General features: G+C 63.6%; 13 protein-coding genes. 12 read left to right on the top strand and 1 reads right to left on the bottom strand.

Going from position 1 to position 12,969, the window contains the following annotated elements; all coding sequences use genetic code 11:
- Positions 1 to 2 precede the first annotated feature (2 nt).
- The 11 genes from CH293_RS05580 to CH293_RS05530 all read left to right on the top strand — a co-directional run bounded on the left by CH293_RS05580 (position 3) and on the right by CH293_RS05530 (position 10,796).
- Entirely contained in the window at positions 3 to 1,226 is a 1,224-nt protein-coding gene (locus tag CH293_RS05580; protein WP_094719612.1) for an acyl-CoA dehydrogenase family protein, read from the top strand.
- Positions 1,223 to 1,981 carry an SDR family NAD(P)-dependent oxidoreductase gene (locus tag CH293_RS05575; RefSeq protein WP_037108270.1) on the top strand — a complete coding sequence of 253 codons (759 nt, stop codon included), beginning with the start codon at positions 1,223 to 1,225 and terminating at the stop codon, positions 1,979 to 1,981. The genes CH293_RS05580 and CH293_RS05575 overlap by 4 nt, the downstream gene beginning before the upstream one ends.
- A 17-nt stretch (positions 1,982 to 1,998) precedes the next feature.
- Positions 1,999 to 2,877 carry a 3-hydroxyacyl-CoA dehydrogenase family protein gene (locus CH293_RS05570; protein ID WP_094719611.1) on the top strand — a complete coding sequence of 293 codons (879 nt, stop codon included), beginning with the start codon at positions 1,999 to 2,001 and terminating at the stop codon, positions 2,875 to 2,877.
- Between the two features lie 9 nt (positions 2,878 to 2,886).
- Positions 2,887 to 3,774 (top strand): 3-hydroxyacyl-CoA dehydrogenase family protein, encoded by an 888-nt coding sequence (locus CH293_RS05565; protein ID WP_037108267.1) that lies wholly within the window; start codon positions 2,887 to 2,889, stop codon positions 3,772 to 3,774.
- Position 3,775: 1 nt separating this feature from the next.
- Positions 3,776 to 4,552, top strand: coding sequence for an enoyl-CoA hydratase-related protein (locus tag CH293_RS05560; RefSeq protein ID WP_094719610.1), 777 nt, complete (start codon positions 3,776 to 3,778; stop codon positions 4,550 to 4,552).
- On the top strand, positions 4,549 to 5,613 hold the full coding sequence (locus CH293_RS05555; protein ID WP_037108262.1) for an acyl-CoA dehydrogenase family protein: 1,065 nt from the start codon (positions 4,549 to 4,551) through the stop codon (positions 5,611 to 5,613). Before CH293_RS05560 ends, CH293_RS05555 begins: the two co-directional genes overlap by 4 nt.
- Positions 5,613 to 7,280 carry an AMP-binding protein gene (locus CH293_RS05550; RefSeq protein WP_094719609.1) on the top strand — a complete coding sequence of 556 codons (1,668 nt, stop codon included), beginning with the start codon at positions 5,613 to 5,615 and terminating at the stop codon, positions 7,278 to 7,280. The genes CH293_RS05555 and CH293_RS05550 overlap by 1 nt, the downstream gene beginning before the upstream one ends.
- The gene (locus CH293_RS05545) at positions 7,277 to 8,407 is read left to right on the top strand and encodes a CaiB/BaiF CoA-transferase family protein (RefSeq protein WP_094719608.1); all 1,131 of its coding nucleotides are present in this window, start codon (positions 7,277 to 7,279) and stop codon (positions 8,405 to 8,407) included. Before CH293_RS05550 ends, CH293_RS05545 begins: the two co-directional genes overlap by 4 nt.
- A 46-nt stretch (positions 8,408 to 8,453) precedes the next feature.
- Positions 8,454 to 9,437: an NADPH:quinone oxidoreductase family protein gene (locus CH293_RS05540; RefSeq protein ID WP_094719607.1), complete on the top strand. Its 984-nt coding sequence runs from the start codon at positions 8,454 to 8,456 to the stop codon at positions 9,435 to 9,437.
- Positions 9,434 to 9,889 carry a MaoC/PaaZ C-terminal domain-containing protein gene (locus tag CH293_RS05535; RefSeq protein ID WP_094719606.1) on the top strand — a complete coding sequence of 152 codons (456 nt, stop codon included), beginning with the start codon at positions 9,434 to 9,436 and terminating at the stop codon, positions 9,887 to 9,889. Before CH293_RS05540 ends, CH293_RS05535 begins: the two co-directional genes overlap by 4 nt.
- 64 nt (positions 9,890 to 9,953) lie before the next feature.
- Positions 9,954 to 10,796, top strand: coding sequence for a 3-hydroxyacyl-CoA dehydrogenase family protein (locus CH293_RS05530; RefSeq protein WP_094719605.1), 843 nt, complete (start codon positions 9,954 to 9,956; stop codon positions 10,794 to 10,796).
- Here the strand turns inward: CH293_RS05530 and CH293_RS05525 are convergent.
- Entirely contained in the window at positions 10,784 to 11,740 is a 957-nt protein-coding gene (locus tag CH293_RS05525) for a LysR family transcriptional regulator (RefSeq protein ID WP_037108246.1), read from the bottom strand. The two genes, CH293_RS05530 and CH293_RS05525, sit on opposite strands and share 13 nt — an antisense overlap.
- Before the next feature lie 172 nt (positions 11,741 to 11,912).
- Between CH293_RS05525 and CH293_RS05520 the strand changes: the two genes are divergently transcribed.
- Positions 11,913 to 12,848, top strand: coding sequence for a VOC family protein (locus CH293_RS05520; protein WP_037108244.1), 936 nt, complete (start codon positions 11,913 to 11,915; stop codon positions 12,846 to 12,848).
- The last annotated feature ends 121 nt before the right edge of the window (positions 12,849 to 12,969 follow it).

Genomic DNA, 12,969 nt, shown 5'->3' with positions numbered 1-12,969 from the left:
CGATGAGCATCGATCTACTGGCAATGGCCACCGATCCCAAAGCCTATGTTGCACTGCATGCACTGCTCGACGAGCCGGCTGCGGACATCTCACTGACAGTGCGTGAGCGCGACATCCGTGCACTCACTCGCGAGGTGGTATCGCGTGAGGTCGCGCCTCGCGCTGCGGAGTTGGACGCGACGCATACCTTCGCGCACGACAGTGTGCAGGCGCTCGCGGCGGCGGGGCTCTGCGGACTGATCTTTCCCGAACACCTCGGCGGCACCGGCGATACCAACGTCGCGTACGCCGTTGCGATGGAGGAGATCACTGCGGGATGCGCTGCGACCAGTCTCGTGTTCATGACGCAGATGCACGCGGCGTATCCGATTTTCATCGCCGGCTCGGAAGAGCTGCAGCAACAGTACATTCCGGGTCTGCTCGACGCGTCGGCCTACGGCTCGCTCGGTATCACCGAACCCGACGCAGGGTCCGATGTGGCCAGCATGACCACCACCGCGACTCCCACAGCCGAGGGGTGGTCGTTGACGGGACAGAAGACGTTCATCACCACCGGCGATCGAGCCGATGTGATCATCTGCTTCGCCACCGTCGACCGTGCCCGCAAGCGCGATGGCATCACCGCGTTCGTGGTCGAGGGCGGGTGGGACGGTGTGACGGGTGGACAGCCTTTCCACAAGATGGGAATGAACGGTTCGAGTACCGCAGAACTGTTCTTCGATCATGCCTCGATTCCGCGCCGCAACCTTCTCGGAGAAGAGGGCAAAGGGTGGTCGGTGGTGATGGGGTCGGTCGTCAAGAGTCGTATCAGTGCGGCTGCCCAGGGAGTCGGTATCGCACGGTCGGCCTACGCGCGAACGCTTGCATGCCTGAAAATGCTCTACGGCAACAAGATTCCCGACGAGCATGTCTTCGCTCTCGCAGATCTGCGCGGGAAGATCCTGCAGGGTCGGCTGCTGCTGCACTCCACTGCGCGTCTCGTCGACACCGACCCCGGTGTCACCCCGGGGCAGATCGGTGTGATGAAGCAGTCCTGCACGGACCTCGGATTCGAGGCATCGGTCGAGGCCGCTCGAATCCTCGGGCCATACGGGGACCTGGCACACATCGGCGTCGAGCGATGCCTACGCGACGCCAAGATCACCCAGATCTACGACGGCACCAACGAAATTCAACGTCTGCTGATCGGACGCGAAACAACACGCTCGCTGAAGGAGTTGTCATGACCACCACCCCGCTGGCAGGCAAAGTCGCCATCGTCACCGGAGCCGGCCGCGGTCTCGGTCGATCGATGGCCCACGCACTCGTCGACGCAGGAGCTTCGGTGTCGGTTGCCTCGCGGACCGTCAGCGAACTCGACAGCTTCGTCGACGGCGTCAAAGCCGAAGGTGGGCAGGCGCTTGCGTGCCCTACCGATATCACCGACGAGTCGTCCGTCGAACGTATGGTGGAAGCTACCGTCGAGACCTTCGGTAGGGTCGACATTCTGGTCAACAACTCGGGAATCGTGGCATCGACTCCGCTGATCGATCAGTCGGCCGACGAGTGGGATCGCGTCGTCGCCACCAACCTTCGCGGTACCTTCCTGGCAACACGAGCGGCCGGTCGGCATTTCGTGGCGCAGCGTTCCGGCAAGGTCGTCAACATCGCGTCCAACTTCGCACTGCAGGGCGTTGCCAACCACGGTGCGTACTCGGCGTCGAAAGCCGGGGTCATTGCCTTCACCCGTTCGATGGCGATCGAGTGGGCGCGCCATGATGTGCAGGTCAACGCCATTGCGCCCGGATATTTCGCGACCCCGCTCAACGCCGACATGCGGGAGGATCCTGATTCTCTGGCCCGCGTGGTTCGCGCGATTCCGGCCCGCCGGATGGGACAACCCGACGAACTACGGCCGTGGCTTCTCCTGCTTGCAGGTAGCGAATCGAGCTTCATGACCGGCGAAGTCATCGTCATCGACGGTGGCCAGAGCGTCCGATGACAGACCCAGGAGAAGCAATGAACAACGAGAGCAAGACCGTAGCTGTACTCGGCGCCGGAACCATGGGGTCGGGTATTGCGACCGTCATGGCGCGCGCGGGACACCGAACGATCCTCTTCGACATCGATTCCGCGAACTTGCAGCGCGGCATCGATACGGTGCACGGGTTCTTCGACAAGAGCATCGCGCTCGGAAAGCTCGACGCCGAGACCGGGCAGCGCGCCAAGGACAGGATCGTGGGAACCACCGACCTGAAAGACCTGGCGCCGTGCGAGGTGGTCGTGGAGGCCGTCTACGAGAGCCTGGAATTGAAGAAGGATCTCTTCGCCTCGCTCGACGACATCGTCTCGGAATCGACTCTGTTCCACACCAATACGTCGACACTGTCGGTCACCGGTATCGCCTCGGGGTCGAAGCATCAGGAACGAGTGGTCGGGACGCACTACTGCAACCCGGCGCCGCTGATGAAACTGGTCGAGGTCGCCGACGGACGCCACACGGCGACGTGGGCGCACAAGGCGACGATCGAGTTCATGGCGTCGCTGGGCAAGACCAGCGTGGTCACCCAGGATCGTCCGGGCTTCATCGTCAATCGGTTCTTGATTCCGTGGGAGAACTCGTGCATCAGAGCTCTCGACGCCGGTCTGGGAACCAAGGAATCCATCGATGCGGCCGTGCTCGGATCGCTCGGGCACCCGATGGGCCCGTTCCGTCTGCTCGACATCGTGGGAATGGACATTCATCAACAGGTCGCAACGAGGTTGTACGAGCAACTCCGTGACCCGAAGTTCTTCCCGCCCCCGATGGTCGAACGCATGGTCGCCGCAGGCGATCTCGGCCGTAAGACCGGACGTGGATTCTACGACTACGACGACACCCGACTTTTCGGATCCTGAGGAGCAGCAATGAGTGAGTCAACACCGGAATTTCCCACGATCGGCGTCCTCGGGTTCGGCACCATGGGGGCGGGAATCGCCCAGGTCTTCGCGGCATCCGGCCGCACGGTCATCGTTCTCGAGACCGATCGCGAGCGCATCGACGCCGGGTCGGCCTCGATCGCACAGTTTCTCGACGGAGGCATCGAACGCGGCAAGGCCACCGAATCCGAGAAGGACGCTGTTCTGGGGCGGATCGCCGGTACCACGTCGATCGCGGACCTGGCCGAAGTCGACCTGATCCTCGAATCGGTGAGCGAGAACCCCGACGTCAAGAAGGGGCTCCTCGCTTCGGTGGCGGACGTCGTCGGGCCCGCCGTTCCGATTCTGACCAACACCTCGGCATTGTCCGTGACCGACCTCGCTGCAGGCCTTGATAACCCGGAACGGGTCGCCGGATTGCACTTCTTCAACCCGGCGCCGGTGATGAAGACCGTCGAGGTCGTTCGGGCGCTGCAAACCGACGACGATCTGATCGACCGTCTGGTCGAGCTGGTGCACTCGCTGGAGAACAAGAGCCCAGTCGTCGTCAAGGACAGGCCGGGCTTCCTGGTCAATTCACTTCTGTTGCCGTACCTGAACGACGTCATCGGAGAATTCGACAACGAGTTGGCGACCGCGGAGGACATCGACGTCGCCCTCGAGCTCGGCCTCGGATACAAGACGGGCCCGCTGAAAATGCTCGACATCATCGGCCTCGACGTTCATCTGCACGCCACGCAGGCCGCCTACGACGCCACCCTGGACGAGCGGTTCGCGCCGCCGCCGCTGCTGCGGCAAATGGTGGCGGCGGGGCGCCTGGGCAACAAGAACGGCCACGGATTCCGAACCGACGACACGACCCCGAAGGGCCACTGACATGACATACGAAGACATCCTCACGACGGTCGACGGCCCGGTCCTGACGATCACCATCAATCGGCCCGAGGCGGGAAACAAGTTCCGTCATCAGACCTGCCTCGAACTGTTCGACGCAATGCAGAAGCTACGTCTGGACAGATCGTTGCGTGCGGCGGTCCTGACCGGAGCGGGGGAGAAGTTCTTCTGCATCGGTGGTGAGCACGATCCGGTCACCTCGCTGGATCAATCGCAGGTCTTGCCCATCATCGATGTCTACCAAGCCATCGACACCATCCCGAAGCCGATAATCGCCGCGGTCAACGGATTTGCAGTCGGCGGCGGCAACGTCCTGCACACGGTGTGCGACCTGACCATCGCCTCGTCCAATGCACTGTTCCGGCAGGTCGGACCGATGGTCGGCAGCTTCGACGCCGGCTACGGCAGCTGGTACCTCGAAGACACCATCGGCCGTAAACGTGCCAAGGAGATGTGGTATTTGAACAAGAAGTACACCGCCGATCAGGCGTTGGGAATGGGCTTGGTCAACGAGGTGGTGTCAGCGGAGGAACTGTCCTCCCGTGCCACCGAAGTTGCTCAGGAGATCGCGACGCGCAGCCCCCTCGCCATCGGCGGTATGAAGGGCGCGTTCTCGGCACGCCACAACGGCGTGTCCGGACAGGCCCGGATGGCTCACGATCAGCATCTGAGCCTGTACTTGCAGTCTCAGGAGGCACACGAGATGAGCGAAGCCTTCGGTGCTCGTCGTCAGCCCGACACCGAAAGATTCTGGTCGTGACCGTCAAGAGCAGTTGGTGGGGTACGGAACTGGGGCCCGACGAACTGGACCTTCAGACCATGCTCGATGCGTTCTCCCAGGCACATGACCTCGTCCTGCACGACGATACGACGACCGTTGCGAACCTGGTCGGTGAACTTGCCGCCCTCGGCGTCTGGACCCTGGGTACGGCCGAGAATGCCGGCGGAGGCGGGGCCGACCGCGTGACGACGTCCGTGGTGTTCGAGCGGCTCGGCCGCTCGTGGCCTGCGCTCGGATGGGCGTCGGTTCAAGCACACGCCGCTGTCGACGTGTTGGCGGGCGACGAACGATTCACCGACCTGTGCACCCGTGTCCACGAAGGATCCGCGGCGGTCGCAGTCGTCGACGAGATGTCGGTGCACGTGCGACTCGGACGCGACGGTGATGGGTTGTCCGGCAGTATCGCCCGGGTGGACGCTGCCCACGAGCACCCCTACGTGGTGGTTCTCGGGACGGAGGACACCGCGCTGGTGATCGAACCCACGGCTATCGACGCCGAGCCATTGCGCCGAACGGGTCTGGGTGGCGCCTTCACACGTGCGCTGGACATCGACGCGGGCGCGGGCGGGTGGCACGAGATCGCAGGCGCCGATGTGGCATCGGCTCGCTCTCGGCTGCGGTGGGGCGCGGCAACTGTCGCCGCCGGGTTGGCAGCGGGCGCAGCGCACGACGCGCTCGAGTACGCGACCGAGCGACGCCAGTTCGGAGACGCGCTGACTGCCATTCCGACTGTGCGGCAGTCGATTCTGGACCAGGCCGCGCACTCGGCGGTCTCTCTTCTCGCGGCGCACGGTGCGGACGGTGAGCTGGCGGTGCTGGCCGCGCTACGAGCTGCGTGTGACACTGCGATCGACGTGGCAGCCAAGGCGCTGCAGTCACACGGTGGGTACGGGTATCTGACCGAGTACAGCGCCGAACGCAGATTGCGTGACGCTGTATCTCTGCGGGCCGCAGCAGATTCGAGCGGCGCAGCTTTGTTCACAGCCAGAAGCCTGGTCGGACTCGCGCCGGTGGCCTCTGCACTACGAAAGGACGCGTGATGAGCGCGGATACGTTCTCGCCGATCGCAGACCTCCTCGACGGTCAATACACCCCGATCGACGAGGAAACAGCAGCGCAGTGGCGCGAGGCCGGGTGGTGGGAGAACCGGTCGATTCGATCACTGCTCACCGAGGCCGCATCTCGGTACCCGGACCGCGAGGCTCTCGTCGGACGCAGATCCGACGGTGACCGCGTCACCCGTTCGTACACAGAGTTCGACGCGAACGCCACCCACGCCGCCAGCGTCCTGTCTTCCCTCGGCGTCGGTGTCGGTGATGCAGTGGTACTGATGTTGCCGAACTGGGTCGAGTACGCGGAGTTGGTGTTCGGGATCAACGAGATCGGCGCCATCTACGCCGGCATTCCTGTCGCCTACGGAGAGCAGCAGGCCGCGGCGATCCTGCGACGCAGCAAAGCCCGAGTGCTTGTGATCCCGCGTCGGTGGCGCAGTACGGAGCATCTCGAGCTCTCCCGCGTTCTGCGTGAACAGATTCCGGCGCTCGAACACGTCGTGATCATCGACGACGACGCGAGCGATCTACGCGCGGGGGAGTCCCTCTGGTCGTCGTACGCGGACACTCCGACTCGGCGGTTCGCGGACCCGGAGCCCGGCCGGTTGTGCTACCTGGGGTTCACCTCGGGTACGACCGGAGAGCCCAAGGGCGCCATGCACAGTCACGACACGCTGATCTACTCGGCTCGTCGACAGGCCGAGCACGTCGGTGCCGACGTCTGGGGTGATCCGATGGTGCAACTGGTGGCATCGCCGGCCGGGCACCATACCGGATTCGAATGGGGCATCGTCCTGACGACGTTGCTGTGCGGAACCGCAGTGCACGTCGATCGCTGGGATCCGGTGTGGGGTGTTCAGGTCATCCGCGAGGAAGGCGTCACGAGCTTCTTCGGAGCCCCGACCTTCCTGCAGGACATGATGCGGACCAGCCTCGCGGGCGATCCGGACTGTCCGCTGAAGTGCATCGTGGTCGCAGGATCGTCGGTACCACGAAATCTACCCGCCCAGGCGCAGGCTGCACTGGGTGCCTACATCTGCCCGGCATGGGGGTTGACCGAGTGCAGCATCATGAGCTCGTGCACGCCCGATTCACCGTCCGAGATTCAGCGCACCGACGGGTCGCTGTTCGCCGGATCGGCGGTCAAGGTCGTCGATCCCGACGGTGTCGAGGTCGGAGCCGACGAGGTCGGGGATCTGTTGATGCGGGGACCGGGTGTCGTTTTCGGTTATTACGATCGCCGTGACGCGACCGAGGATTCGTACCTCCCGGGGCTGTGGTTTCGTACCGGTGATCGGGCGAGTGTGGACGGCAACGGTTGGTTGTCCCTGCGCGGCCGCACGAAGGACATCATCATCAGGGGCGGGGAGAACATCCCCGTGACCGACGTGGAATCGGCCATTTTCGATCACCCCGAGGTGCTGAACGTCGCGGTCATCGGCATTCCCGACGAGCGACTCGGTGAACGGGTGTGCGCAGTGATCGTCGTCAAGGACGGGTTCGCCGACTTCACCGTGGAGACCCTGTCGGCGTACCTCCTCGAACAGGGCATGTCCAAGCACTACCTGCCCGAACGCGTCGTCAGCATGCCCGAGTTGCCCATGACACCGAGCGGAAAGATCCAGAAGTTCAAGTTGCGGGAGATGGTTCTGTGACCGACACCGATCTGCCCCTCGACGGGGTGAAGGTGCTCGACCTGTCGACGCTGTTGCCCGGCCCGCTCGCGACGCTGTTTCTCGCCGAGGCAGGCGCCGACGTGGTCAAGTTGGAGCGACCCGGTCGCGGTGACGAAATGCGCTCGTACGAGCCGAAATTCGGTGACGCCAGTGCGAACTATGCTGTCCTCAATCGAGGTAAGCGCGCGTACGGTGTCGACTTCAAGGATCCCGCTCAACGGGACCGCGTCGTCGAGCTCGCTGCCGAAGCCGATGTGGTGATCGAGCAGTTCAGGCCAGGTGTCGCGGATCGCCTCGGCTTGGGTTTCGACGCGATCGAATCGGTCAATCCCCGCGTGATCTACTGTTCCATCACCGGATACGGGCCGACGGGCCCGCACGCTGCTCGGGCAGGACACGACCTCAACTATCTTGCGGAGACCGGACTGCTCGGGGTCGTCAGAGACTCGTCCGGATCACCTTCGCTGCCGGTCACGGTGCTGGCGGACATCGCTGCAGGTACGTACCCGGCGGTGGTGAACATCCTGCTCGCACTGCGCCAGGTCGACAAGACCGGCAAGGGCCGGCACATTCAGGTGTCGATGGCCCACAACCTGCAGGTCCTGAGCTACGGATACTTCGCAGCGCACCAGGCCGGCGGGTCCTGGCCACGACCCGGCGCCGAACAACTGACCGGCGGTAGCCCGCGCTACCACATCTACCCGACGAGTGACGGTCGGCATATCGCCTGTGCTGCACTGGAACAGAAGTTCTGGGATCGTCTGGTCGCCCTCGTGGGGCTCGACGAGAAATTCCACGACGACGCCGGAAACGAAGAAGCTGTCATCTCCGCCCTGACCGAAGTGTTCTCCCGGCACAGCGCGGTGCACTGGCGCGAGGTGCTCGACGGTGAAGACGTCTGTACCGTCGTGGTCGCCAGCTGGGACGAGGCGGTCGAGACGTCGCTGGTGGACGTCGATGCGCCCGAGCGGGTATCCCAACCGGGCGACCGGCAGGCGTCGTTCGCCACACTGCCGAGTCCGCTTGTCCCCGGGCTGCGCGGCGTCGGTGAGACGGTGCCGTATCCCGCTCTCCAGGAACTACCCGATGGACCACTCTGGGATTGAATCGGTCCGCCCTACACAAATCTTCGTTCGAGAACAGGATTGATTCATGCGTGCAGCACTTGTCAAGGAATTCGGCCCGCCGTCGACGCTCGTCGTGGAGGACGTGCCGGACCTGCAGCCCGGGCCAGGCGAAGTGGTGATCGAGATCGGTGCGGTCAGCATCAACTTCCCGGACATTCTGGTCGTAGAAGGCAGCTACCAGAACTTGCCTGATCGTCCGTTCAGCCCGGGTAAGGAGGCCGCGGGACGAGTCATCGCCGTCGGTGACGGGGTCACCCGGCTGTCGGTGGGCGAACGCGTACTGGCACTCGTCGAATACGGCGGTTACGCCGAACAGTTGAGGGTGTCGGCGGAGCTGGTGATGCCACTGCCCGACAGCATGAGCTACGAAGAAGCTGCAGCATTCGGGTTGGTGTATTCGACGGCGTACTTCGGACTGCTTCGACGCGGTCAGATGCGGCCGGGCGAGACCGTTCTCGTCACCGGTGCAGGCGGTGGGGTCGGGTCGGCCGGCGTACAGGTGGCGAAGGCGTGGGGTGCACGCGTGATCGCCCTCGCCCAGGACGAAGCCAAAGGCGAACTGGCCCGTCGACAGGGGGCCGACGTGGTCCTGACATCGACTCCGGAGACCCTTCGCGACGACCTTCTCGCCGCAACCGACGGTCGTGGCGTCGACGTCGTACTCGAAATGCTCGGTGGCGATTTCCTGACGCAGATCATTCGAGCAACCGCGTGGGAGGGTCGTATCGTCATCGTCGGCTTCGCGGCCGGTGGGCAGAACCCGATCAAACCGGGTCATGTCCTCGTCAAGAGCATCAGCATCATCGGTCTGCAGAGCAGTGACTACCGCGATCGCGATCCGGAACTGATGCGCTCGACGATGGCCGAGATGTTCGAGCGGTTCGACAAGGGAGAACTGAACGCGGCGGTCGACTCCACGTATTCGTTGGACAAGGTCGGGGACGCAATGCAATACGTCAAGGACGGGAAGGTCAAGGGGAAGGTCGTCGTGACGACCGGATTGGGATGACGTCGCTGTGGTTCGACGATCTGACCGTCGGGAGGTCATGGTCGAGTCCTTCGCGCACCGTCACCGAGGCCGACGTAGGGAACTTCGCCGGTCTCACCGGCGATCATTTCCCGCTGCACACGAGTGAGGAATACGCGAAGACGACGGCCTTCGGCACTCGCATTGCGCACGGCTTGCTGGGCCTGACGTTCGCTCATGGTTTGATGTGGGCCCGCACCGGCGAGCTCGACGAATCGGTGTTGGCATTGGTGGGGATCGGGGACTGGAGATTTCGAGGTCCGATCCATTTCGGAGACACGATCCGGGTGGAGTATCGAGTGTCGGGCCAGCGACCGGTCTCCGATCGGACGGACCGGGGGATCGTCGATTTCGCGGTCACCGTGCTCGACCAACACGGTGCAACCGTTCAGCAAGGAACGAAAACGCTTCTGATCGCCCGACGGTCGGCATGACCGGGTGGCGAAGCCGAGTACGCGTAGTCGACTCGGACAAAATACGATTCGGATCGGAGAACTGATGACCCTGCCTACGCACGTCGGAGTATTCGGCGGAGGCCGAATGGGCGCCGGAATAGCCCACGCCTTCCTCGTCGCGGGATCGAACGTGACTGTCATCGAGGCCGACTCGGCCGCGGGTGATGCTGCGCGCGAGCGTGTGCGGACCAGCGTTGCCACAGCAGCAGAACGTGGTTCGCTGCACTCGACTCGGGACGAAACGCTCGAGCGACTCACGATTGCGACCGAGGACTCCGCGCTCGCCGGGTGCACCCTGGTGGTCGAAGCAGTGCCGGAGATCGTCGAGCTCAAAGCGTCCGTGTTGGCTCGTGTGGAAGCGGCAGCACCCGACGCAGTTCTCGCTACCAACACCAGTTCGTTGTCCGTGGACGACCTCGCCGCGACGTTGACTCGGCCGGAACGATTCCTCGGACTGCACTTCTTCAATCCCGTTCCCGCCAGCCAACTGGTGGAGATCGTCGTCGGAGCGAAAACGGATGCCGACGTCGTCTCCGGTGCGCAGCTGTGGGTGGAGTCTCTGGACAAGACGGCGATCACCGTGACCGACTCGCCGGGGTTCGCGTCGTCACGGCTCGGGGTCGCGATCGCTCTGGAAGCTATCAGGATGCTCGAGGACGGAGTTGCGTCGGCGGAAGACATCGATACCGCAATGACTTTGGGGTACAAGCACCCGATGGGTCCGCTGAGGACCACCGACGTGGTCGGGCTCGACGTTCGGTTGGCGATCGCCGAACATCTGGCGGCCGAAGTGGGCGCACGGTTCGATCCACCGGCGCTGTTGCGCGAGAAAGTCGCCGCAGGACATCTGGGGCGAAAGACGGGACGAGGCTTCTACGAGTGGTGAGCTCTCGACGGAGGCTGCGCGCCTGATCGTTCGAGCCGGCGACCGGCTTCGCGCAGCGACTTCCGCAACCATGCGTGCGCGGGATCGTCGTGCATCGCCGGATGCCACCAGAACGCCTCGACGAGAGGGTTGACCTCCCATGGGCACGGCAGAATGCGAATGTCGGCGGCGTGGCGGAGTCTGTCGGCCAACCGCGCTTGTATCAGTGCGATGCGGTCGGTCCCGGCGATCAGAAAGGGAAGTGCAAGAAAGCTTTCGGTAACCGATCGGATGTCCGGTTCGATGCCGATCGTGCGGAGCTGCTGGACCGCTGGGGTGAATGCCGTCGCGTTGTTGTAGCTCACGATCCACGGCAGGCTTTTCAACTGCTCGAGCGTGACCGAAGCGCCCACGTGTGCATTGTCGCCGGAGACAATGCACACCCAAGTGTCCTCCCACAGCTTGTCGGCCGGAACATCGTGAATGAATCCGTGCGGCAACAATATTCCATCCACACTTCGTAGTGTTTCGGCGGCGTGAGAGACCGCGAATGCGTTGACCTCTCGGAACATCAACCGCACCCCAGGAGCCTGCGCGGCGATGACTCCGGACAGCGAGTCCGCGAAGATCGTCGTGGCGTAATCGCTCATCATGAGCGTGAACTCCCGCTCGGACGAACCGGGATCGAAACTGGGTGCCACGTCGAGTACTCGCTGCACCCCCAGAAGCGCCGGGGCAGTCTGCGTCGCGAGCAGTTCCGCCAGCGAGGTCAGCTCGTATCGGCTGCCGGTGCGACGGAGTAGGTCGTCGCCGAAGTGGCGGCGAAGCCGGGCAAGTGCGGCGGAGACCGACGGCTGAGTGACGCCCAGGCGGCGTGCGGCCCTGGTGACGTTCTTCTCCTGCAGGAGCGCGTCGAGGGTGACCAACATGTTCAGATCGAAGTCCCGCAGGTTGACTCGAGGCATTCCGCACTATAGCTCGTGCCTATTGCTGGCATCGTCGAATCGCTCTTTCCTATGTGATCGAGGTCATGCACAGTGGAGACATCGCCCCACACCACAGGCTGTGTCTCACCAAGCGACCTACCGGCCATCGAACGAGGCGTCGACAGAAGCCCGTCCAAATAGGAGAAGTTTCATGAGCAACCGGTTGATCACGCACTTGCGTCACGTCGACTTCGCGGTCCCCGACTACGAGGATCAGGTCGAGTTCTATCGCACCACCTGGGGCTTGACTCAGACCGAGTCGGACACGGGTATCTCGTTCTTCGCCGCAGAAGGTTCGCCCGAGCAGTATGTCGTCCGTCTGCGCAAGGACACCGAGAAGCGACTGGATCTGCTGGCATTCGGTGCCGCCAACGAGGCCGACGTCGACAAGCTCGCCGAGCAGCTCATCGCCAACGGCATCCGCATCGTGTCCGAACCGCAGGCGATGCAGACGCCAGGAGGCGGTTACGGCTTCCGATTCTTCGACATCGACGGTCGCGTGATCGAGGTGTCCTCCGACGTCGCTGCGCGCCGGCACCGGAAGGTCGAAGAGCGAGAAGCCATCCCGGTGCGACTGGCCCACGCGGTGATCAATTCGCCCGACCCGCTGCGCACCCGTGGCTTCTACGAGCAGCAACTCGGTTTCGACCTGTCGGACACGCTCGCTCACCCTCAGGCCGGCGAGATGATGTATTTCATGCGGTGCAACCCGTACCACCACAACTTGGCCATCACGCGAGCGCCGCACGTATCTCTGCACCACGCGTCGTTCGAGATGCGCGGACTGGAAGAGTGGATGCGCGGATCGGGCCGCGCAATGAGGGCCGGGACGGAGAAGGTGTGGGGACCGGGACGCCACATGGCCGGCGACAACGTGTTCATGTACTTCTTGGATCCCCACGGCAACGGTCACGAATACACCTACGGCGTCGAGACTTTGGACGAGGACACCTGGCATCCACATGTCTACGACATCAGCCAGCCCGAGAATCAAGACCAGTGGGGCACTGCGGACGAAATGGGCGAGCTGATCGCCAAGAAGCTGTTCAACACCCCTGACCCACTCTTCGTCGCGCCGCCGGTCTGATCTTCCGAGCGTCGACCGACACCCTGTGTCGAGTTCTTCCTATCGTCAGTGAATCTCACGTGCTGGACACCCGCCCGCAAACACGACGCGTGGGCCCGGCAGCCACGCAACGATGCGCGTC

Origin of the sequence: Rhodococcus sp. 14-2470-1b (assembly GCF_002259415.1) — a bacterium.
Lineage (GTDB): Bacteria > Actinomycetota > Actinomycetes > Mycobacteriales > Mycobacteriaceae > Rhodococcoides.
This window is presented reverse-complemented; position numbering and strand designations above follow the sequence as displayed.